The organism is Salinimicrobium catena, assembly GCF_900102915.1.
GTDB classification, from domain to species: Bacteria; Bacteroidota; Bacteroidia; order Flavobacteriales; family Flavobacteriaceae; genus Salinimicrobium; species Salinimicrobium catena.
The window spans coordinates 159,522-182,024 of sequence record NZ_FNGG01000003.1 but is presented as its reverse complement, the minus strand read 5'-3'; the positions used below and the strand labels follow the sequence as shown (position 1 = coordinate 182,024).

Genomic DNA, 22,503 nt, shown 5'->3' with positions numbered 1-22,503 from the left:
GTTGTGATGAAGTTCATCATAATGAGAGATTCTTCGCTCCGCTGCGCTTCGCTCTGAATGACAGGATTAATACAACACCCTAAACCTGATGGTTCCCTCTATAGTCTTCATCTCTCTTATCACCTCTTCATTGTAGGCTTTGTCAATATCGGTGATCACATAGCCTATCTGTTCATTGGTCTTGAGGTACTGCCCCACAATATTGCAATCGTGTTGGGAAAGTACGTTGTTAATATGGGCAATGATCCCAGGCCTGTTATGGTGAATGTGGATAAGACGGTGGGCATTCTCCAGGATAGGCAGTTGCAGGTTGGGGAAATCCACACTGTTTGTAGTGCTTCCGGTGTTGATGTATTCAATGATCTTACCTGGAACAAAATTACCGATGTTCACCTGGGCTTCCTGGGTACTGCCCCCAATATGGGGAGTCATGATAAGGTTAGGCAGGCCGCGCAGTTCAGATTCGAATGGCTCCTGGTTGCTCTTTGGTTCCTGCGGAAAGACATCCACCCCGGCACCTTTGATCTTCCCGGACTCCATGTTTCTCTTTAAGGCAGCTATATCCACCACATGGCCGCGGCTCAGGTTCAGGAAAATGGCGTTGTCTTTCATCAGGGCAAATTCCTTTTCTCCAATGAGGTTTTGATTTTCCTTTCGGCCATCTACATGAAGGCTCACAATATCAGCCTTTTTAAGAAGCTCTTCCAGGCTGCTGCACTTGGTGGCATTCCCCAGGGCCAGTTTTTCCATAAGATCGTAATAGTAAACATCCAGCCCGATAGCTTCCGCTAAAACCGAAAGCTGAGCACCGATATTTCCGTAGCCCACTATCCCCAATTTTTTCCCGCGGATCTCATTACTGCCAGAAGCCGACTTATTCCAGGTGCCACGGTGCATTTCCGAGATCCTGTCCGGCAGGCCACGCATCAGGAAAATGATCTCCCCAATAGCCAGCTCCACCACAGAGCGGGTATTGCTGAATGGGGCGTTGAAGACGGCGATCCCCCTTCTCACACATTCCTGCAGGTCTATCTGGTTGGTGCCTATGCAAAAAGCTCCCACGGCGATAAGCCGATTAGCGTTCTCGAGCACCTTCTTGGTAAGCCTGGTCTTGGATCTTATTCCCAGAACCGAAATGTCTTTGATCATCTCGCTCAGCTCCTCCTCATCAAGCGCCCCGGAATAGGTAGAAACATTGTATCCTTCATTCTTAAGAATCTTTTCGGCGTCTTCGTGAATGCCTTCCAGCAACAGCACCTTGATCCGGTTTTTAGGATAAGAAATGGCTTTGTTCATTTTATGCAGATACAGGAATTCATCAAGGCTGGGGGTGATATGGTCAGCCTTATCCAGCACGTTATGCCGCTCTACATTTTCGGTGAAAGCGTAAAACTTGTTGGCCAATCCGGCAGCTTTGATCTCGTAGTCTGTATAACCGTCACCAATCACATAAACATCCCCCTGCAGGTCCATGCTCTTCAACATTTCCACTTTTCCATTATTAGACGAAAGCACGTTATCCTGGTCGAAACCTATGATCTTTCCGTTCTCATCATACCTAAATGTATTGGCAAACACATGTTCTTCCTTAACACCCAGCTCGGTAACTATGGGAACAATAAATTCTTTGAAACCATTGGAAATGATATAGATGTTCTCGTGATACTCATCAAAAAATTCCTTGTTCCGTATAAATGAAGTGGAGATCTTGCTTTTTAGCCTGTCCACCAGCTTTCCCAAATGTTTTTCTTCGGCATTGAGCAGTGCCAAACGCTTTTCAAGGGATTCCCTGAAAGAGAGATCCCCCGCCATGCCGCTGTTGGTCAAATTCTCCAGTTCTTTTAACCGCTCCTCTTTTTCCTCGTGTTCGGCAAGAGAGATCTCTCCCAGGACATCCAGGGCTTCAACCTGTGTAAAAGTGCTGTCAAAATCAATTACAAAGTGCCGGGTATTTTTCATTTTTGATAAGGGTTTGGTGCGTTCATTTCCCTCAAAACTAAAGTATTTCCAAGGATCTAAGGGAAATTAAAAGAAGAAAAAATCATAGATTGATGAATTCCTAAAAAGGTTGTTTTTTACGTTAATTTCTTCAGGAAAAGCCTAATAAAATACAGAATTTTTCAGCCGGATATCTTGAAGAGAACAGTGAAAAGAGATCAGTGAGAAGATGAAAGATCAGGAGCTTCTTTTGAAGCAGTAAAAGACTTGTTGCTATTATCACCCGAAACGGTAGTAACCGAGATGATGTTTTCGCGGCTGTCGTACTCGACGATCCTTTTCCATTTTTGATCACTATACCTGTAGTGCTCTGTTTTTCTTAAGGTCTTATCGGCCCGGTAGCGATAAACGTCGGTAAGTATTTCGTCAGTTGAATAATGGGTCACAACCCGGTACTCCCCATGTTCATTATAAGCATAGGAGGTATTTCCCATGAAGTCCTTACTTTCCTTAGAAGTTCCTTCAGAGGTTGAATAATACTCTTTGTTAGACCTCACCCCGGACTTATCGTATATGACCTTTTCCCGAAGAAGGAATTCTCCATTTTCATTGTAATGCAGCGCCTCATTTATTCGGAAGTGCCCGTCCATGTTCGTGATCTTAACTTTGGAAAGAAACTCCCCTTCGGCTGAAGTTGTGGTAATACTTTCCAGCTGATTTTTTGCGGTGTAGGTGATCCTGAACAATTTCTCTTCGGAAAACTGGTCATTGGCTAAGGTTTTCTGCCTGAACTCGACAGGAAGCCCTGCGGCATTGAACGCGGTGTATTCATTTTGCATCACCACCCGAAACGGCCTTTTGTCATACAATGAGGAAGTAAGCAGTCGGTTATTTTCATCGGTATAATGTATCCAGTGCACCGCATCAAATGAAAGTTCGTGCCAGCCTTCTATGGCCGGGATAAAATAAGCAGAAGCATGATCCTGCGGCACGTATACTTCACCAAAGGTTTGGTTAAGATGTACAGCCGCCTTTTCAGGGTATACAGGTTTCAGGTTGGCATCGGTTTGTTGGATGACCCCGGCCAGGACTTCTCCCAGGTCCTGCAGCTTCATGTTGGTAAAATCAATTTGTTTATTTTTCAGGGCTTCAGCTACCTCCTTCTTGATAATTATTCCATTGCCAGGCTCACTATCATGATCAAGAGACTGTAAAAAGGAGGCCAGATTTTTCACTTCCTGCGAGGAAAGGCTTGAAGGTTGTTGTGAGGCTATGGAAACAGGAGACATTACAGTGGCTGCAGTACCGCTACCAAGATAAATTCCACCGACAAAAAAAGAAATATTCTCTCCTTCTTTAAAGAGGAACTCCCCTGCAACGTCTGTTTTACCCAGCTGGGTCTCGGTCTCATAGGTAAGTCCGGTGACCTCAGAATCCCGGAAAACGCCAGTCATTAATTTCCCGTCATGAGAAGGTTGAGAAATTGTTTCATGATCTGTACATCCACAAAGAACAGGTACAAGAATCCACCACACCAAAATTTGAAAAGGTCTCATCGTGCAAAAACTTTAAAATTACGGGGGTACAGTTGTGTAGGGAAGTTCTTTAAAACTAGGAATTTTTAGCTTCTTCTCTATAATTTTCCTACAAGTAAATTTATGAATGCCAGTGTTTTAGACATAATGAACAAATTTTCCGCTGAAAGGCATATTACCAGGTTCTTAAGAACCTAATTCCATACCCACCATGAACCCTGTAAGCACCAGGAAAATATAGAGCAGCACGGAGAAGAAGTTGATGAGAATGGCTGCGCGGGTATTTTTGAAACTGATCCTGTTAAAGTATGCGTAGAGCATGCCTCCTACTGCACCCGCCGGCACAACAGCAAGCGAAACCGGTAGCATTTTTTGGATCCCGGCACCAGGCTCTCTCAGCAGAAAAAGATCAACTGCTAATAAGAATAGGGCCAAAACCGCTCCAATTACTGCGCTCCTGGTAATATGTGCAAAATTTTCAGGCAACTTGAATATTTTGAATAAATCTACAGAATTTACAGCTTTATCTCAAGCACGGTTTTCAGGAACTTCAAGATCTCCTCCTCCACTACCTCAGTATTACTTGATTTAATTTCACTTCCAAGGAAATGCGTTTTTGGCTCCTCTAGAGAAACCAGCCTTTTCTCCTCTTTGCGGGTGCCAAGTTCATAATGCATTTCAAAAAGGTCATCTACTTCTATGTGCTCATCTTCTTCCATGAAATTCTCGTAGTAATAAAGCGTCAAAACAGGACAACGTACTTTGGAAAAAGTTTGTTCGCTCATAGCTGTTGAAACTAAAACCTGCAGGTCTACCAGCGCCCGGGAAGGATAAACCGTATCCCAGTATTGAGCCGCCAGTTCTTCCTCGTGGGAAATCTTGCGGTTAGAACCGAGGGCAACCAAATGAGCCAGTTCATATCCCCAGGGCGAATTGAGCAAAAAAGCACCTTCCACGTCATCTTCAATATTGGGAGACAGATTGATCAGCGCGTGCACCTTATCGGGATAAGTGGCGGCAAGCTTCAGGGCCAGGGTTCCGCCGGTAGAAGTGCTCATGATGATCACCTTTTCCCCTATCTGTTTGCCGATCTGCAAAGCTTCCTTTGCAGACTTCCAGGCCGCTTCAGCTGAAAAATCTTTCAAAGAAGCTTTCGGTTTCAAACCATGGCCGGCCCAGCGCGCCATATACAGGTTAGCATCAAGAGTGTCGGCGATGTGAACGTTTACAGGATAGCCGTCGCGATAACTTCCGGCGAACCCGTGAAGATAAACTACACTATACTCTGTCTTGCGGGGGACAGAATCCTGCCAAAGAATCCTGGCGTGATTGTCTTTTCTTACAGGTTTTTTTGCTTCCCTTCTTTCCACATACTCCTCAAGGGCTATGAGATCTTCAGGAAGCCTGGGAAGATCTGTATCATATTCAGGTTTTGGAATATGCGGTCCCGAGAAATAAGTGACCACAATTATTGCGAAAAACAGTAAAATAAACCAGTATCTTTTTTTCATAAGACCACAAAATAGATAAAAACAAAGCCTCTTTCAAGTACTTTAATTTTTCCTTAAATTTAGGAAAGGCATGTAAAAATGGGCAGAATACAGCTGTTTGAGTTTGAGGATCTCGATTGGTTCCCTGATTTTCTCAGGAACTATGAAACCGATTTTCTGCGCTTTCTCTCGAGCAAGACAGGCATGTTCAACCCGGCCATCCCGGTGATCAACCGCGGACTCAAAAGTGCTGCTACAGACGTCATCATTGACCTGGGCTCAGGGAGTGGCGGGCCCATTCTGAGCCTGCTCCCAAAACTGCTGAAAAAGCATCCCCGTCTAAAAGTAGTTTTGACCGATTACTTTCCCAATATTGAGGCCTTTGAAATGCTGAAAGAAAGATCAGAAGCCATTAATTATGTTACTAGGCCGGTGGACATCAGGAAGATCCCGGGAAATCTTTCCGGACTCAGGACCATGTTCCTGACCTTTCACCACTTTGAACCCGAGGAAGCAAGGGAGATCCTACAGGAATCTGTCAACAGTAAAAAGCCCATCGCCGTTTTTGAAGCGCAGGAAAGAAGCTTTGGCAGCATCCTGGCCATGCTGCTTTCCCCTCTCAGCGTGCTCCTCACCACTCCCTTTATTGGGCCATTTAAAGTGGGAAGGCTGCTGTTCACCTATATCATTCCGCTGGTTCCTTTGGCAGTGTTATGGGACGGGGTCGTCTCTTCCCTCCGCACTTACTCGGTTAAAGAAATGAACGAAATGGTCTCCACTCTTGAAAACAGTGAAAAGTTCACGTGGGAGATCGGCAGAAAAAGATCCGGGCCCGGAGTGATCCTGTACCTGCTGGGCACGCCAAAACAGGAATAGATCCACGAATTTTTCTTCGGAAAGCTTAATTTTGGAACCAAACAGAAATGATGATACGCGCCTACCAACCTACCGATAAGGAAGCTGTCCTGCAACTGATCCGCCTGAACACTCCTGAATATTTCGCTCCTGCTGAAGAAGCCGAGCTTTCCCTTTATTTAGACGAAGATTCCCGGTACTATTTTGTAGTAGAGGAAGACGGAAAAATAATAGGAGCCGGCGGAATTAATTTTTTCCCGGAAGAGAGCCTGGCCCGAATTTCCCGGGACCTTATCCACCCCGATCATCAGGGACGCGGCATTGGAGGAAAGTTAACCCAATTCAGAATAGCCGAAATAAAGAAGAGAACTCCCGTTACCGAGGTCCAGGTACGTACTTCTCAGCTCGTTTATAAGTTCTACGAAAAACAAGGATTTGAGGTTCAGAATATAGTAAAAGATTTTTGGGCACCAGACTACCACCTCTATGACATGCGAAGATCTTTACAGCAAACATAAAATTCACAAGGTCAATTGAATATACCGGCAAAAATGCTTTTATGAAGCAAAATAAAAGTTCTTCGTAATTGATATTTTCACTACCTTATATTGCCACATCTCCTGCCCTGTTCTTAATTGCATAACCACCAAAAACACAGCAATTATGAGTACGCCGACAATGAACTTTAGTGTTGACAAAGAGAACAACAAGATACAGGTGATCAGGGAATTCTCTGCCCCTGTTTCACGGGTCTGGAAAGCCTGGAGCCAGCCGGAACTTCTGGACCAGTGGTGGGCACCTGAACCCTGGACCACTCAGACCAAAGAAATGAATTTTAGAGAAGGGGGAAAATGGGTCTACGCCATGGTAAGTCCCGAGGGCGAAAAACACTGGTCACGAACCGATTTTCAAATGGTCAAGACTCTGGTTGGCTTCACCGCTCTGGATGCCTTTACTGACGAAAAAGGGAACAAGAACACCGGCTTGCCTGAATCTACCTGGAACGTGGAATTTGACGAGAGTTCCATAGAAACCACAGTAGTTTCCGTGAACATAGAATTCGATGATAGTTCAGACCTGGACAAGCTTTTAGAGATGGGCTTTATAGAAGGTTTTTCCGCAGCCCTGCAAAATCTTGATCGGTTGCTCGAGGCCCAGGAAAGTTTCTAGGTTATTGCGTTTTTTCTATAGAAGAGATAATGCTATTTAGAAAATCGTCCACATTGAAGTCGGGATGCTCTTTTAAGCCAAACCTTACCACCACAAGGTCATTTGAAGGAATGACAAAGACATGCTGCCCCTGGAAACCGTTGGCTGAGAACAGGTCTCTGGGAACATTGGGATATACCCCGCCGGCATTCAGCCAGAAGTACGCGCCATATTCCCCGTCAGAACCCGGCGTGGGTTTAACCGTGTAATCGATCCAGGAAGGTTCCAGCACCTGCTCTCCGTTCCATTCCCCCTTATTAAGGTACAACAAGCCAAACCTGGCCCAATCTCGCGGAGTGGCCCAGGCGTATGATGATCCCACGTAATTTCCGGCAAGGTCTGTTTCCACCACCATAGAATGCATCCCGATTTTATCGATCAGTTCTGAATACCAGAAATCGAGATATTCCTGGTGAGTATCAAACTGATCACGAATAAGGGCAGACAATAAGTTCGTGGTACCCGAAGAATAGTTCCAGGCAGATCCCGGCTCCCCTACCAGAGATTTCTGCAGTTGCACCTCGCTCATATCCTCACTTAAGAACAGCATTTTGGTGACATCAGAGATCTTCGTGTAATCCTCCTCCCAGGCCAGGCCGCTGTTCATGTGCAGCAGGTTGTTAAGGGTAATGGCGGACCTTTCATCCTCATTCCACTCCTCAAATAGATGGTCCTGCTCCAGGGACACTTTCCCCTGCCGGTTCAAAATTCCAATCAGGGCGCTGGTAATGCTTTTGGTCATGGACCAGCCCAGGAGTTTAGTATCTTCAGAAAATCCTTCAGAATATCTTTCCGCAAGCAGGTGATCTCTGTAAAGCACAACGACCGCGCGGGTCAGATTACGAGGTGCAAAGGCCGAATCCAGCGCGGTTTCGAGTCGGTCGTAATTGACCTCAGAAAAGGTCGTATCTACAGCTTTTTCATGTCCAAAAGGGTACGGACAGGCGATCTTCTCCCGGCTGCGGTTTGGCGTAAGGGTTGTTCTTTCTTCATTTTCAACATCTTCAGGAACAAGCGTACATCCAATACCCGGAATAAAGACCGCGGTGCGTTCCTTTAATCCGAAAACTTCGGAAGAGGCATACTTTTCCGCAGCATTCACTTCGCTTTTTGCCATAGAGACAGGCTCAAAACCATTATCGGTCGCGGCAATGTTCGCAGGCTCCCTTTCAGAAATGAAGGTACAGGAACACATGTTCTTGGCCGCAAAGCCGGTGATGAGGTTTAAACGGGGATAATACAAAACGGCAACTACGATTATTGCCAGGAGGATAAGCAGGAGGCTGATCTTAAAAATTTTGTTCATATGAGAAAGAATTCCTTCTAAATATAGGATTTTTATGCGCTAATTCTTTTCTGCTTCGAAAACATTCTAAAGGCTGGTACTTATGATCCCTGTCAAATCCAGATCGATTTTATTTTTTATGTATAAAATCTTTACATTGAACCTTTAAATGTACAGAATGTCAGGATTAGTTGAAATTAGAGAAAAAAGAAACCTTACTCAAAAGGAGCTGGCGGAAAGATCGGGAATTTCGATCAGGACCATACAGCGCATAGAAGCCGGAACGGCCCCAAAAGGTTTTACCTTAAAAACCCTGGCAGAGGCCCTGAGCGTTTCGGAGGAGGAACTTTTAGGCACTAAAAAGAGGTCACGAGCATTTGATAAGAAGGCGCTTCAAATGATCAACCTCTCTTCGCTCCTTTTCTTTATCCCCTTCGGAAATATCTTCTTCCCGCTGCTGCTGATCAAAATTAAAAAACAGCAAAATGCCATTGCGAAGCAGCTGGTCAATATTCAGATCCTCTGGACCGTAAGCATGATCGTGGTGGTGGGGATCAGTCCGTTTTGGGTAAGATGGGTTGGCGCGAGCCGACAACTTTCATTGCAGCTTTTGCTCATCTTTTGTCTGCTGAATTTGTTTATTATCCTTAGAAACGCGGTAGCACTGGCAAAGCACGATCGACTTTACTTTAGGTTGAATTTCAGCTTTTTATGAGCCATGTCGGCTCATTGGCGGCTCATTGGCGGCCATAAAAAAGGCCATTTTTGCTTCCTTTTTTAGATCATTGCAGACACAAATTAAAAATCTAAAAAATGAAACTTTCAAGGCTTCTTTTCTGTCTCTTTTTACTCTTCCATGTTGTTAATGGTTCAGCTCAAGAGAAAGATCTGCACCAAAAGATCATGAAGATGGACAGCCTGCTCTTTGAAGAAGGCTTCAACAAATGCAATATGGAGGCGCTCAAAAAGATCACGGCTGAAGACCTGGAGTTTTATCACGATCAGGGCGGTATCATTTTGGGCAAATCCGATTTTATTGAAACTACCAGGAAAAATATCTGTTCTATCAATTACAAACCTATACGAAAATTGGATAAGGAGAGCCTGGAGGTCTTTCCTCTCAAGAGCAACGGCAAGATCTACGGTGCCATACAATCGGGGATTCATGAATTCTACGCAAAGGAAGAAGGCAAAGAACCCTATTTGACCAGCACTGCAAAATTCACTCATTTGTGGCTAAAGCAAGGAGAAAAATGGCTGCTGAAGCGGGTGCTGAGCTATGACCATCGCGGCCCTGAAGATGCTCATAAAAATAACATTTTTGAGGATCGTTCAACCGTAGAGACCTGGCTGCGGGAAAACAGGGTTCCTGCACTGGGGCTGGCGGTGCTAAAGGACTACAAGCTGAAAGAGGTGAAAATTTACGGCGAACTGGAAGAAAATGTGCCGGCTCCGATAGACGCTATTTTTAATGTGGCTTCCCTGACCAAGCCTATAGTTTCCGTGCTTACCCTGAAGTTGGTAAATAACGGGGATTGGGATCTTGACACGCCTGTTTCAAGGTATTGGACAGATCCCGATGTGAAGGACGATCCCAACAGCAGGCTGCTCACCACCCGTCACATCCTTTCCCACCAAAGCGGTTTCAAGAACTGGCGCTGGGAAAATAATTCGGGAAAACTGGCATTTGATTTTGAGCCCGGCACCGGCTTCAACTATTCAGGGGAAGGTTTTGAATACCTTCAGAAAGCGCTGGAGAGCAAATTTGGCAAACCCTTGGAAGTGCTGGCCGACTCGCTGCTTTTTCAGCCGCTGGAAATGAAAGATACCCATTTCTACTGGAAGAATTCGGTGGAAGAAGATCGCTTTGCCCAATGGCATAATTCCGAAGGAGTCCATGAATATCAGGTGGTAAAAGACACCTCAGCCAGTGCGGCCGATGACCTGCTGACCACTATGGAGGACTACGGAAAGTTTGCGGAATACGTCCTAAACGGCGCCGGACTGTCGAAAGAACTTTTTCAGGAGATGACCAGCGATCAGCTTTCAGAGAACAGCGGCATAAAAATGGGGCTAGGCTGGGAATTGCTTCCGAACTTAAAAGGAAATGAATATGCCATTCTGCATACCGGCGGCGACAAAGGAGTGTTCACTTTGATCATGCTGCTGCCCGAGACCGGCGAAGGCGTGGTGATGTTCACCAACGGAGATAACGGCAACAAACTTTCTTTTAAGATCATTGAGGCATATTTGTCGCTGGGTAAGCAGATCACAGGGAAATCAAATTAAAGATCAGGAGGTTTTTAACATTTTTCAGTAGTTTTAATCCGGTAAAAACTACAACAGGCGAAAAACTTTTCTTCTAGGCATTGGTCTTGCAACCCTCACCCTGTTCTCCTGCAAAGAGAAAAATGTTTCCTTAAGTTCCTCTTCTACCGTGGTATCTTCGGAAGCTTTTAATCTGCGGAAGGTAGACACACTCGGCAGTCGGTACAACCAGTTAGGCCGCTTTAGCGGAAGCATCCTGGTGGCTGAAGAAGGTGAGATAGTTTACCAGAACTTTTTTGGAAAGGCAGATCATAAAACGAATATGATATTCACTGAAGAAACCCTTTTTGCTGCCGGTTCTTTATCTGAACTTTTTACTGAAGTTGCCCTGGAAAAGCTGAAACCTGAAGGAAATTCCGCTTCCACAGATGCTGTAGTAGAAGCAGCTACAGCTGCTCTCATTGCCGAACTGCAGCTAAAAAACACCTTTTTTCAGCAACAAGCACCCGCAAAAGCGGCAACAGGTTATGTGCATAGCGTTGGCTATGCCGGACCTGAAGTTGAGCCGGTAAATTCAGATCAGCAACCCCAGCTTTGGACCACCGCAAAAGATCTTCAAAAACTGCTGGAAAGCATTCCGAAGAAAAATATTGAGAAGGAAGGTTACCTGGAAAATGGCGGCTTTAGCTTTGCGGTGCGAAAGAATGGCGAAATTATCGTGGTAGTTCTCAGCAACCGCAGAAATCCGGTAGCCGGGGAAATGGCTAAGAGCATTGAGCAGCTTTGGAAGCGAGAACCTTATCAACTACCCCTTCCGCGTAAGGAATCAAGAGTCTCCTCTGCCCTTCTGGAAGAATATGCAGGAGCTTATCTTCTCGGGCCCGGTGCAGAACTTAAAGTGGTAACCGAGAATGACAGTCTCTTCCTCTTCATGGGACCTCAAAAGGTGCATTTGAAGCCGCAGTCAGAAAACCAGTTCTTCATGGACAATACAGAAGCGGCTATCAGGTTTGAAAAAGACAGTACGGGAAAGGTGGCTTACGCCGAATTGCTTGATGGCTTCCTAAGCGGGAAGGAGATCCCAAAAAAGCAATAAGATCTCCTACTGCACGCTGAACCTGCTGGCCAGTTTTTTTCCAAGAACTACCACCAGCAGGCTTACCCCACCTATGATAATATTGAGCCAGGCTACCGGCGCATTGACATTGAACAAGTTTACGAGCACTTCATTGAGCGGGGCAACAAAATAGGATATTCCCAAAGTTAGCAGCAGGATGCCCAGAAATAATGCGTAGACCTGGGCGCCACCTCTAAGACCCGTCCAGATTCCGGTGATCCCCAGGAGGACATGAATAACAGCATGCAAAGGGTTGGAAGTGAAAACGCCCAGGAAAGGAGGGTCCAGCAGGTTGTAAATTCCCTGGACCAACAGGAGGGCACCAATAATAATGCAGTAAAAATCAAGTGTGCGTAAAGGACTTTTCATCTATGTAGGGTTGGTAAAGCTCAGATTCAACAGACCGTTTAAAATTAAACAAAATACCTGTAGCTGTTAATTTTAGAATGCTAAAACGGTACTAAAACCTGTGCTACAGTTTTTCCCGGAAATTTGAGTAAATTTGGGGCCCATTGAACAGAATACCTATGCACGATTCCCAGCCTAATTCCCCGCAGGAAACAGAACTTCAAAATGAAGCCAACAGGCCAAGTTTATATTCAAAGACCCTGATCATCATTTTCTCATTGCTGTTCTCCCCTATCTTTGCGGCGGTTCTGCTCATGTCTAACCTCAAGGCCGTGGACCGACCAAAAGCAAGGATCTATGTGCTCATTTTTGCCATAGCGTACCTGTTTGCCACGGCGGCCGTTCTGCAAATATTCAACCTGCCTCCTAACCTCACTTTTATTGCAAACGTAATAGGGGCTGCCATTCTCAACGAGTACTTCTGGAACAAATACATTGGCAGGGACGTTACCTACGAAAAGAAAAGCTGGATCAAACCCGCCCTTATCTCGGTAGCTATCGCCCTGTTCTTCCTGCTGCTCTTAATGAGTTTAGGCGGTAATTTACCTCAATAGCATTTATTTTATATAAAACTTTGACCTACAGGTAATTGAATTTATCCTGAATACGATCTTCAGCCAATATTTGGAATCTTCACATTTTATTTAGATTTTAGAAATGAAATTTAACTGTTGTTAACATTCCCTTCGGAAGGAATTCCCCCATTCTTCCGGAAGCAAGGATCTGGGGGAAATATGCAGTAACCCCCAATCTGCCGCACATGAAATACTTTTATGTTAACCTGATATTCCTTTTTTTCAGCCTGAAGCTTGCTGCTCAAGATCCTTCCGAAGCAAGGATAAGCAAAGAATTTCTGCTGGGAAAAACAGCATACACAGAGTCCAATTTTGTAAAAGTAGATCCCAAACATGCCTCCCGCAATATGTACCTCAACCGGGAAACCTATACCGCTTTTGAAAGAATGTTCAAAGCAGCAAAGGCCGATGGCATTCACTTGCAGATCGTATCGGGAGCACGTAGTTTTGAACATCAAAAGGCCATTTGGGACAGGAAATGGAAGGCCAATGAAGACCTGGAACCGCTTTGCCGCAGCCAAAAAATACTGGAGTTCAGTTCTATGCCCGCCACCTCCCGGCACCACTGGGGCACCGATATTGACCTGAACAACCTTGAAAATTCCTATTTCGAAGAGGGTTCGGGAAAAGCCGAATATGAATGGCTGGTCCAAAATGCGGCCCGCTTTGGGTTTTTCCAGGTGTACACCTCCAAAGATTCCGGGCGCACCGGTTATAACGAGGAAAAATGGCACTGGTCCTACCTGCCGCTGGCCCGGCATTACCTGAAGGCTTACAATGAAATGGTGAGCTATGAAGATATTGCCGGTTTTGAAGGAGCATACCTGGCAGAGGTACAGGAAATGATAGCTGATTATGTGAACGGTATTTCCCAGGAGGAACCGGCTTCCATTACCGGAAATACAGAGCGTCAGACGGTTTTTACTGAACCCGGAGAATAGGATCTCCTTCAAGCCTGCTGCTTAGAATAGACTCTAATTTTCCTATCTTGCCCACAATGAAATTCAGCAGCAAAACTTTTATCCTACTTGCAGGACCTCTCCTGTTCCTTTTATTATGGCTTTTAGAAGCCCCAGAAGGTATGAACGAATCGGCCTGGGCCGTTTTGGCGGTGACCCTCTGGATGGCCCTGTGGTGGGTAACAGAGGCTGTGCCCATAGCGGTAACTGCATTGCTGCCTATTCTTTTGTTCCCGCTTACGGGCGCTTTGGATATTGGCAGCACCACCTCGGCTTACGGGGACAAATATGTTTTCTTGTATCTCGGCGGATTTCTGATCGCGATCGCCATAGAGAAATGGAACCTGCACAAACGCATCGCCCTCTCGATCATCAACCTTATTGGGACCGATGTCAAATTCATCATTCTGGGATTTATGGTAGCCACGGCTTTTCTATCCATGTGGATCTCCAACACAGCAACTTCTGTGATGATGCTGCCAATTGGAACGGCTATTATTAGTCAGTTACAGGATGATCCCGCTACTGCTAAAAATGAGAATGCCTTCTTTGGGAAAGCGCTTATGCTGGCAATAGCCTACAGCGCCTCTATAGGTGGTATCGCCACTCTTATTGGTACTCCGCCCAACCTGGTGCTGGCAGGAGTGGTCCAAAAGCTCTACGGAATTGAGATCAGCTTTTTGCAGTGGGCCAAGCTGGGAATTCCGGTGTCGATAGTCCTGCTGCTGATCTGCTGGAAGTATCTTACCCGTTTTGCCTTTGACCTTTCCAGTCTAAAGTTTCCTGCCGGAAAAGCTGAGATCGCCTCACTTCTGGCCGGGCTGGGAAAAATGAGCTTTCAGGAAAAGGTTGTGCTGACTGTATTCTCTTTGACCGCCTTTGCCTGGATCACCCGGTCATTTTTGTTACAGCCCATTGTCCCCTTTATTGACGATACCATCATTGCCATTGCGGCAGGAAGCATTCTGTTTGCACTCCCTGCCGGGAACGGCGAACGAGTCCTACATTGGGAAGATACAGTACGGGTTCCATGGGGGATCATCATCCTTTTTGGAGGAGGCATGGCCCTCGCCAAAGCTTTCGGAGAGACCGGGCTGGCCGTATGGCTGGGGGAGCAACTGACAGCCCTGGAAGACCTTCCGCTTTACCTGCTGGTACTGGTGGTAGTGGCCGCGGTGAACTTCCTTACCGAAGTGACCTCGAACCTGGCTACAACTGCCATGTTGCTGCCTATCCTGGCGCCAATGGCCCTGGCTATGGGTGTTCATCCTTATTTCTTGTTGGTGGCCGCGACCCTGGCTGCTTCCTGCGCCTTTATGCTGCCGGTGGCCACGCCACCCAATGCTGTAGTCTTTGGCTCGGGCCACCTTACTATTCCCGATATGGCCAGGGCAGGCATTTGGATGAACACCTTTTCTATTCTGTTAATAAGCCTGATCATCTATTTTTTACTCCCCTGGTTGTGGAACTTCAAGATCGAGGAGATCCCTGCTGTCTTTGGTTGATCGCAATAACTAATGAATTAGTTTATATTAATATATTTGCACTGCAAATCATTTTTCTATGAGAATATTCTATTTCCTGATAATATTTTTCCTATTTTCTTCCGGATATGCACAAAAGCTAACAGAGCGTATTGATCTGCTTGTTCTGGAACATCACGCTTCTTACCCGGATGTAGGCCTGGTAGTTTCGGCTTCCAAAGCAGAAGAAGTAGTATTTGAAGATGCCTATGGCTATTCAAACCGTGAATTCCAGGTAAAAGCACAGCCACAGCATAAGTTCAGGATAGGATCCATTACCAAGCAATTCACCGCGGTGGCTATTATTAAGTTAATGGAAGAAGGTAAATTATCGCTTAATGATCCTCTTCAAAAATACCTCCCAGGTTTCCCTTCAGAAATAAAACTAGAGCACCTGCTCACCCACACTTCGGGCCTTATGGATTATGGTAATAAACCTGACTGGTTTCCCAAGGTTTCCAAACAGGACCTGGAGCCGGAGGCGCTTGCTGATTACATTCAAAAGGACACTTTGCAATTCACCCCCGGCAGCAGGTTCGCCTACAACAATTCAGGGTATCACCTCCTCGGGCTCATTATTAAAAAGCTAAGCAAAAAATCCTACGAGGAATATTTAAAAAATGAAATTTTTGAGCCTCTTGGAATGAATGACAGTTTTGCCCATTCTTCAAGTGAAGTCGTGGCAGATATGGCCGAAGGCTACGAAGATATAAATGGAAAAGCTTACGCCCCGGAATTCATTCACCCCAAACAGCCATTTGCAGCCGGAAATATTGTCTCCACTGCAGCCGATCTGCGGAAATGGTACAGCGGATTGTTCTCGGGAAAGATAATAAAACCTGAAACTCTTGAAAAAGCTTTGACTCCTTACACACTTATCGATTCCACTAAAACAAAGTACGGTCTGGGCTGGCAGGTAGACAACCTTCAGGGACTGCAGATGGTGAACCATGGAAGCTATTATCCGGGTTATACGGCCGAAGCATGGTATTTTCCTGAGACGGAAGTCCTGGTTACCGCGTTTTCCAACAGCATGCCACTTACCAACATGGTAAAGAAAATCGGTTTAATTGCTAATTCAAAACCCCTGGAGAAAAAAGAATTTCTTCAGCTAAGCCATAAGGAGTTGCTCCCCTTAAATGCGACTTATCAAAAAGATAATGATCAGTGGAAATTTCAGGTGATTGAAAACAAGATCTATTATTCCCGCAACAATAGTTCCCGGTACGAGATCAAACCCGTAAAAAAGGATCTTTTTTACTCCCTCGACTGGGACATCTTCCTGGAGTTCAAGGATGCTGAAAATGGAGTTTATCAAACCTATGTCTTTCACTGGAACGGTACAGAAACAGAGTATTCACTGGTTTCAGAAGAAAAAACAAGCCTTCATTAAAGTTCTCGCAAAGGCTGAATTAATGTTTCCCGTAGATCTCGCTGTTATTCGCAGATCAATTTTTCATGAGACATATCTCTAATTAGGTTTCACACGAAGGACACGGAGATCAAAAAAATTAAGCGCACATAGACAACATCTTTCCTCGCCATGGGCGTAAAGTGTAAAATACACTAATCCCTATCTCCACAACTTCCTGAAATTCAAAATATTCATTAAATTAGGATTCCCTCCCCAGCAACAGTTTTTATAACTAACTAATTCCTGATAAAAATGAAAAAATTGATTCAAGATCTTCAGAACAAGAGCCTGTTGGCAGGTTTTATACTTCTTCTAAGCACTGCAGTGTTATTTGGCCAGAACAAAGCCGAAGAAATTGATAACCTGTTGAGCAAGTATCATGAATACGATCAGTTCAACGGGTCGGTCCTGGTGGCTGATGGCGGAGAGGTCGTCTTTTCAGACGGCTACGGCATGGCCAATATGGAATACGACATTCCAAATACGCCCGAAACCAAACACCGATTGGGCTCTATCACAAAACAATTTACGGCAGCACTGGTTTTGCAGCTGGTCGAAGAGGGAAAACTGGAACTGGATCACCCCATTTCAACTTACCTTCCTAATTATGAAGGGCCTGCTGCCGATGTAGTGACCATTCATCACCTGCTCACTCACAGCTCGGGCATTCCCAGCTACACCTCCTTCCCCAACTTTTTCCAGGACCATAGTCGGGATCCATCCAGTCCAAAAGAATTTGTAAAGACATTTTCCGACTCTACCTTACAATTTACTCCGGGAGAGAAATTCGCCTACAACAATTCCGGTTATTTCCTGCTGGGCCATATCCTTGAAGAGGTGACGGGAAAATCCTATGAACAGGCCCTGAAGGAGAGGATCTTTGATCCGCTCAACATGAATAACACCGGCTACGACAGGCATGAGACCATTTTGAAAAACAGGGCTTCAGGCTATGCAAGGACCGGTGATGGTTACAAGAATGCCGCTTACCTGGACATGTCCCTCCCCTATGCTGCCGGCTCCCTTTATTCTACTGTAGAAGATCTTTACAAATGGGACCGGGCCTTAGATGCCAACGAGGTGCTTTCCGAAGAATCCAAACAGCTCATGTTCTCCTCCCAGATCCCTGCAGGCAAATCTCAATACGGCTATGGCTGGATGATCAATAAAATGCCGGTGGGCGATACCGGGGACAGCATTCCTATGGTAGCCCATGGTGGGGGCATCAACGGCTTCAATACGCTTATAGTTCGTTTCCCCAAAGAGGACGATCTTATTGTTCTCCTGAACAATACCGGAGGCGCCAAACTCAGCGATCTGGCAATGGGAATAAATAATATTCTTCATGGTGAAGAAGCTGAAATGCCGAAAAAGTCCTTGGCTATGGCTCTATTTCCTGTTTTTGCGCAAGACGGGGTTGAGGCCGGTTTGGCTAAATATGAGAAACTAAAGAATGATGATACTTATGCGATTAATGAGGGAGAAATGAATCAGCTAGGTTACCAATTACTGCAGAACGGAAAGGCCAAAGAAGCCATTGAAGTATTTAAGATCAATGTAGCTGAATTTCCTGATTCCTGGAATACTTATGATAGTTTGGGTGAAGCCTATATGGAAGATCGCCAGAAGGAAAAGGCCATTGCGAATTATGAGAAATCCATTCAAATGAATCCGGAGAACGAAAACGGAAAAAAGATGTTGAAAAAGATGCAGGAAGAATAAAATAGGAAGCAAAGTTTGACAAAGACTTTTTTTGTTTTTTCCACAAATGCCGCTGATACTGATAAAATATTTAATGCAGCAGATGTTGGTTAGATGAATTCTCTGTAACACTTTCAGAACGCGGCCGTCTGTAGGTAATAACTTCAACTTCTTTTCAAATGAAAACATTACCTCTTGTTAACCTGTTATTCCTTCTGGGCATCCTGACCTACCTGATTTTCTTTTCGCAAGAACAACAAACGCAGGATGTCATTCCTGAGCTGAGTGTAAACAGGCTGAACGTTGTGGGAGAAAATGGCAATAAATATGTCGTTATCAGCAGTCCGGAACTTCAGGCGTTGGGAACCATTAACGGAAAAACTATTGATCCCGAGACCACGGAAAGACCGGTTCCTGGCCTGCTTTTCTTTAACGAGGAAGGTGACGAAATAGGTGGCTTGGTCTTTGGAATAGACAGTACAAACAGTTATCAAATGCTAACCTTTGATCAAAGAAAGAACGACCAGATCATGACCTTAAGAAAAGAGGAGCAAAAAATAGAAGGGGAATGGAAAAAACGTTATGGACTTTTGCTTCAGGAGCGGTCTGAAAAGCCTCTGCCCGAAATTGTTTCAGAAATAAGAGCGATTGAAAAGATCGGAGACACTGCAATAAGGACACAAAAGTTTCGTGAATTTTACAGTAACGAAGAACATCTTGCTCCCCGGCGCATGTTCCTTGGCCGCACATTTAACGGGGATGTAGGGCTGTTTCTCATGGATAGGAACAATCAACCCCGGGTAAAGATCTATGTAGATCCTGAAGGTAACCCAAAGATTGAAAAAATAGATAGTATCGGCGTTAAGAAAGAACTTTAAAGAAGGTGGTAATTAGCTCTTTTTTATCCTCACCTCATTTTCCAAAGTTCTTCCTTCCTCAAAATCGCTCAGGTTCTTTATAGTAGTCGCGGCGATCTCCTCCAGGGCTTCATGCGTGAAAAATCCCTGGTGTGAGGTGATGAGCACATTGGGAAAGGTAATGAGCTGCAGGATCTGCTCATCAGGGATGATGCTTTCTGAAAGATCTCTGAAAAACAGGTTTTCCTCCTGCTCATATACATCCATTCCCAGGTAGCCCAGCTTTCCGGACCTTAAAGCATCGATGGCATCTGAAGTTTTGATCACCGCGCCCCTCCCGGTATTGATGATCATGGTGCCTTTCTTAATCTTGTCAAAAACATTCTTGTCGAGGAGGTGATAGGTTTCGGGAGTAAGCGGGCAATTCAGCGAAATGATGTCAGCCTGCCGCACCAGTTCGTCAAAAGTGCAATATTCAACCCCTTTCTGTTTCAGGGCATCTGACTCCCGGGGATCATATGCCAGAACCCGGCAGCCAAACCCCAGCATGATCTCGCAAAAGATGGCTCCTATCTGACCGGTACCCACTACTCCAACGGTCTTTTCAAAAAGGTTAAAACCTACCAGTTTTTCAAGGGAGAAATTCCCTTCCCGAATGCGGTTATAAGCCTTATGGATCTTCCGGCTAAGGCTAAGGATGAGCGCCACGGCATGTTCGGCCACCGCGTGCGGCGAATAGGCGGGCACCCTTACCACCTTTATCTCCTTTTCTTCTGCGGAAGGAATGTCCACGTTGTTGAATCCGGCACACCTCAGGGCAATAAGCCTCACCCCGTTTTCCTGAAGTTGCTTAATGGTTTCGGGATCCAGATGATCGTTGACGAAGACGCACACGGCTTCATATCCAAGAGATAGACTCGTAGTATGGGAATTCAGGGTAGCATCAAAAAAGACCAGTTCGTGCCGCTCGTTGTTGAACCGCTCAAGATATTCCCGGTCATAGGACTTTGAACTGAAAACTGCCACTTTCATATTTCTTTCACTGAACTATGTGTATTAAATTTACGGAATTAAATGATTTTCTTCTACCCTTTATCTCTTCAGAATTAGGTAATTTCTTAACCATTTTTTTTGTATCTTATACCAATACAGCTCATTACCTGAATTAATTTCTTCCCTACATTCAGAAGACATGTAACTTTTTCTTTAAGAAATGCCCAGTTTTTTTCACCACATCCGCAGACGGTTATTGAAGAATAATAAGATCGGGAGATACCTGCAGTACGCTATTGGAGAAATAATATTAGTAGTGGCAGGAATCCTGATCGCACTTTATATAAACAACTACAACCAGCAGGAAAAAAAGAAGAAAGAGTAAGGGTGATTCTTGAGGAGATCCAGAACGACCTCCAAAGGAACATCTGGGAATCTGAAGAACTTATTGAATTTTATTACCGGAAAGATTCCATTATCTGGAAAGTAATTAATGATGAATTGACCCGCCAGGACTACATTGATCATTCTTTTGAATTAGGAACATTAATAACCGATCCCTACCACATGAAGATCTACACCAACGGATATTTAAATTTCAGCAGGAATATTTCCGACGTTCCTTTGGAATACAGACATCTTTTAGGGCCATTGAATGAAATCTATGTGAATGACAAATATGAGATCGATAAATTTGATGAGCGTATGAATCATATTACCGATAGGTTTCACGATCATTTATCCCAAAACTACACCTGGTTTCTACAGTGGGGTTATGGTGAGATGAACGATACTATCATCGAATATTTTTTAAATGATGACTATTATAAAAATGCAGCTTTAACATTTGGCACTTATGGTGGCATTTTAAGACAGAGAGTGCGGGAATTCAGGTGGGCCGCAATAGATGTTTATAATATCATTACCGATATCCTGGACAATAAGCCCCAAAGGCATGAATTCATACCTCATGATAAATTTCACTATCCTCAGGAAAAACTGGATCAGTTTACCGGGATCTATCTGGAAAAGAATGAAGAGGGAATTTTAGGATATCCAATGAAATTCCATATTCTTAAAAACAATGATCGCCTTCAATTGGTATCCCAAAAATACTTGGATACCGTGCCACTATACATAAAAGCTCCGAACCGGGTATATACTACTACAGGGGAGATCGAGTTCCTGGAAAATGAAAACAAGCAGATAAAAGGTTTTAGATATGAATGGGAATCTGATACCATAGATTTTAAAAGAATAAAAAACCGGATAAAATAATTTCACCATAAAGTATGTCATGCCAGAGAACAACATTGATTTATGATTAATTTCCTTAAGAAAATCAGAGAAAATGCATTAAAAAAGAAAAAGCTGAAGAGGTATTTCTCCTATGCTATTGGAGAAATTATTTTAGTTGTCACAGGTATTTTAATTGCACTGCAACTTAATAACTGGAATGAGCGCCGAAAATTAGAAAACCGAAAAGAACTTTATGTACAATTAATAATTTCAGATCTGCAAAGCGATCTAAAGGACCTTGAAACAAAGATCAGTTTTGCAAAACAAGACAGTATAAAACTTAGTCAATTAAAAAATAGGATTTCCTCATCTGAAGCTACAGTTGATACGCTTATAAATATTTATCGCACTGACTTCAATCCCCGAATTGCTTCTGCAGTTGATTACAACACAACTACTATAGATGCTTTGGAAGCCTCAGGAGACATAAATCTTTTTCCTCCAGAAATTATTGCTCCTCTTACAAATCTTCAGAAACGGCGAAGAGCCGACTTTGAATATGCTGTTCAAAATCTGGAGCAGTATAAGCTTAGTATTAACATGGTCGTAAAAAAGTTCCCTGCACAAGGTTTTCATGGAAGTATGGCAGCTTCCTCTCCTATGGCTAAAAAGGTGTGGGATAACATTGATGAAGCAGACTTCATTTCGGACATAAACGGACTTATCACTACAAAATTTATAACTGTACAACTTTATCTTACATCTACAAGAATTATCGAAAAAAAAACAAAAGATGTACTAGAACAGTTAAAGCTTTTTTCGAAGAACTTATAGATTTCCCGAAGATCTCGGTAGCCTGATCCGTATCCGATAACCTTGATTTCATACTCATCCTCTTTGCTTTACAGCCTTTATGGTATTCCGTATTTTTTATTAACAAAAATTTAATAAATTTACCAATGCATAAGAGATTATGCTTTTACCCTACGATTTTAAGAACCCTAAATTTTTATATGGACAAGGTATTTATCCTGTTGATCAGCTTTCTTATATCTCGTGGGGAAACAGATTCATGCTTACCCGAGCCTCAGGAAAAATGTGCGACCTCGGTCGAGCTAGAAACAACAACTACTACAT

22 protein-coding genes are annotated in these 22,503 nt (G+C 44.3%); 15 read left to right on the top strand and 7 right to left on the bottom strand.

Annotation, left to right across the window (positions count from 1 at the left end; translation table 11 throughout):
* Nucleotides 1-66: 66 nt before the first annotated feature.
* The 4 genes from serA to BLS64_RS08590 all read right to left on the bottom strand — a co-directional run bounded on the left by serA (nucleotide 67) and on the right by BLS64_RS08590 (nucleotide 4,984).
* Complete coding sequence (gene serA / locus BLS64_RS08605) at nucleotides 67-1,959, bottom strand: phosphoglycerate dehydrogenase (RefSeq protein ID WP_093113114.1); 1,893 nt, start codon at nucleotides 1,957-1,959, stop codon at nucleotides 67-69.
* A gap of 197 nt (nucleotides 1,960-2,156) precedes the next feature.
* Nucleotides 2,157-3,494: a hypothetical protein gene (locus BLS64_RS08600; protein WP_143019292.1), complete on the bottom strand. Its 1,338-nt coding sequence runs from the start codon at nucleotides 3,492-3,494 to the stop codon at nucleotides 2,157-2,159.
* A gap of 165 nt (nucleotides 3,495-3,659) precedes the next feature.
* Nucleotides 3,660-3,959 (bottom strand): hypothetical protein, encoded by a 300-nt coding sequence (locus BLS64_RS08595; RefSeq protein ID WP_093113112.1) that lies wholly within the window; start codon nucleotides 3,957-3,959, stop codon nucleotides 3,660-3,662.
* Between the two features lie 29 nt (nucleotides 3,960-3,988).
* Nucleotides 3,989-4,984 (bottom strand): alpha/beta hydrolase, encoded by a 996-nt coding sequence (locus tag BLS64_RS08590; RefSeq protein ID WP_093113111.1) that lies wholly within the window; start codon nucleotides 4,982-4,984, stop codon nucleotides 3,989-3,991.
* Between the two features lie 78 nt (nucleotides 4,985-5,062).
* Here BLS64_RS08590 and BLS64_RS08585 point away from each other — a divergent pair, with 78 nt between their 5' ends.
* The 3 genes from BLS64_RS08585 (at nucleotide 5,063) to BLS64_RS08575 (ending at nucleotide 6,988) form a co-directional block, all read left to right on the top strand.
* Nucleotides 5,063-5,839: a hypothetical protein gene (locus BLS64_RS08585; RefSeq protein WP_093113110.1), complete on the top strand. Its 777-nt coding sequence runs from the start codon at nucleotides 5,063-5,065 to the stop codon at nucleotides 5,837-5,839.
* Nucleotides 5,840-5,886: 47 nt separating this feature from the next.
* Nucleotides 5,887-6,336 (top strand): GNAT family N-acetyltransferase, encoded by a 450-nt coding sequence (locus BLS64_RS08580; RefSeq protein ID WP_218124607.1) that lies wholly within the window; start codon nucleotides 5,887-5,889, stop codon nucleotides 6,334-6,336.
* A 145-nt stretch (nucleotides 6,337-6,481) separates the two neighbouring features.
* Entirely contained in the window at nucleotides 6,482-6,988 is a 507-nt protein-coding gene (locus BLS64_RS08575; protein WP_093113109.1) for an SRPBCC family protein, read from the top strand.
* Between the two features lies 1 nt (nucleotide 6,989).
* Here BLS64_RS08575 and BLS64_RS08570 read toward each other — a convergent pair whose 3' ends face one another.
* The gene (locus BLS64_RS08570; protein ID WP_093113108.1) at nucleotides 6,990-8,333 is read right to left on the bottom strand and encodes a serine hydrolase domain-containing protein; all 1,344 of its coding nucleotides are present in this window, start codon (nucleotides 8,331-8,333) and stop codon (nucleotides 6,990-6,992) included.
* A gap of 157 nt (nucleotides 8,334-8,490) precedes the next feature.
* Between BLS64_RS08570 and BLS64_RS08565 the strand changes: the two genes are divergently transcribed.
* The 3 genes from BLS64_RS08565 to BLS64_RS08555 all read left to right on the top strand — a co-directional run bounded on the left by BLS64_RS08565 (nucleotide 8,491) and on the right by BLS64_RS08555 (nucleotide 11,676).
* The gene (locus BLS64_RS08565; RefSeq protein ID WP_176763452.1) at nucleotides 8,491-9,027 is read left to right on the top strand and encodes a helix-turn-helix domain-containing protein; all 537 of its coding nucleotides are present in this window, start codon (nucleotides 8,491-8,493) and stop codon (nucleotides 9,025-9,027) included.
* Nucleotides 9,028-9,125: 98 nt separating this feature from the next.
* Complete coding sequence (locus BLS64_RS08560) at nucleotides 9,126-10,601, top strand: serine hydrolase (protein ID WP_093113106.1); 1,476 nt, start codon at nucleotides 9,126-9,128, stop codon at nucleotides 10,599-10,601.
* Between the two features lie 148 nt (nucleotides 10,602-10,749).
* Nucleotides 10,750-11,676 (top strand): DUF3471 domain-containing protein, encoded by a 927-nt coding sequence (locus tag BLS64_RS08555; RefSeq protein WP_093113105.1) that lies wholly within the window; start codon nucleotides 10,750-10,752, stop codon nucleotides 11,674-11,676.
* Between the two features lie 6 nt (nucleotides 11,677-11,682).
* Here the strand turns inward: BLS64_RS08555 and BLS64_RS08550 are convergent, their stop codons facing one another.
* A complete protein-coding gene (locus BLS64_RS08550; protein WP_093113104.1) occupies nucleotides 11,683-12,066 on the bottom strand; it encodes a DUF4383 domain-containing protein in 384 nt (127 codons plus the stop codon).
* Nucleotides 12,067-12,209: 143 nt separating this feature from the next.
* Between BLS64_RS08550 and BLS64_RS08545 the strand changes: the two genes are divergently transcribed.
* The 6 genes from BLS64_RS08545 (at nucleotide 12,210) to BLS64_RS08520 (ending at nucleotide 19,155) form a co-directional block, all read left to right on the top strand.
* Nucleotides 12,210-12,659, top strand: a complete 450-nt coding sequence (locus BLS64_RS08545) for a hypothetical protein (RefSeq protein ID WP_143019291.1) — start codon at nucleotides 12,210-12,212, stop codon at nucleotides 12,657-12,659.
* A gap of 206 nt (nucleotides 12,660-12,865) precedes the next feature.
* Nucleotides 12,866-13,621: a M15 family metallopeptidase gene (locus BLS64_RS08540; protein ID WP_093113102.1), complete on the top strand. Its 756-nt coding sequence runs from the start codon at nucleotides 12,866-12,868 to the stop codon at nucleotides 13,619-13,621.
* A 56-nt stretch (nucleotides 13,622-13,677) separates the two neighbouring features.
* Complete coding sequence (locus BLS64_RS08535) at nucleotides 13,678-15,144, top strand: SLC13 family permease (protein ID WP_093113101.1); 1,467 nt, start codon at nucleotides 13,678-13,680, stop codon at nucleotides 15,142-15,144.
* A gap of 58 nt (nucleotides 15,145-15,202) precedes the next feature.
* Nucleotides 15,203-16,555 (top strand): serine hydrolase domain-containing protein, encoded by a 1,353-nt coding sequence (locus tag BLS64_RS08530; RefSeq protein ID WP_093113100.1) that lies wholly within the window; start codon nucleotides 15,203-15,205, stop codon nucleotides 16,553-16,555.
* A 273-nt stretch (nucleotides 16,556-16,828) separates the two neighbouring features.
* A complete protein-coding gene (locus tag BLS64_RS08525; RefSeq protein WP_093113099.1) occupies nucleotides 16,829-18,298 on the top strand; it encodes a serine hydrolase domain-containing protein in 1,470 nt (489 codons plus the stop codon).
* A 158-nt stretch (nucleotides 18,299-18,456) separates the two neighbouring features.
* Nucleotides 18,457-19,155 carry a hypothetical protein gene (locus tag BLS64_RS08520; RefSeq protein WP_093113098.1) on the top strand — a complete coding sequence of 233 codons (699 nt, stop codon included), beginning with the start codon at nucleotides 18,457-18,459 and terminating at the stop codon, nucleotides 19,153-19,155.
* Between the two features lie 12 nt (nucleotides 19,156-19,167).
* On the opposite strand, the gene BLS64_RS08515 is transcribed toward BLS64_RS08520, so the two are convergent.
* Nucleotides 19,168-20,166 (bottom strand): 2-hydroxyacid dehydrogenase, encoded by a 999-nt coding sequence (locus tag BLS64_RS08515; RefSeq protein ID WP_093113097.1) that lies wholly within the window; start codon nucleotides 20,164-20,166, stop codon nucleotides 19,168-19,170.
* Nucleotides 20,167-20,347: 181 nt separating this feature from the next.
* On the opposite strand from BLS64_RS08515, the gene BLS64_RS15200 reads away from it, so the two are divergent.
* The 3 genes from BLS64_RS15200 to BLS64_RS08505 are packed head-to-tail and all read left to right on the top strand — an operon-like array spanning nucleotide 20,348 to nucleotide 22,200.
* Nucleotides 20,348-20,512: a hypothetical protein gene (locus BLS64_RS15200; protein ID WP_176763451.1), complete on the top strand. Its 165-nt coding sequence runs from the start codon at nucleotides 20,348-20,350 to the stop codon at nucleotides 20,510-20,512.
* Between the two features lie 2 nt (nucleotides 20,513-20,514).
* Nucleotides 20,515-21,405 (top strand): hypothetical protein, encoded by an 891-nt coding sequence (locus BLS64_RS08510; protein ID WP_093113096.1) that lies wholly within the window; start codon nucleotides 20,515-20,517, stop codon nucleotides 21,403-21,405.
* Nucleotides 21,406-21,447: 42 nt separating this feature from the next.
* Nucleotides 21,448-22,200 carry a DUF6090 family protein gene (locus BLS64_RS08505; RefSeq protein WP_093113095.1) on the top strand — a complete coding sequence of 251 codons (753 nt, stop codon included), beginning with the start codon at nucleotides 21,448-21,450 and terminating at the stop codon, nucleotides 22,198-22,200.
* Nucleotides 22,201-22,503 lie beyond the last annotated feature (303 nt).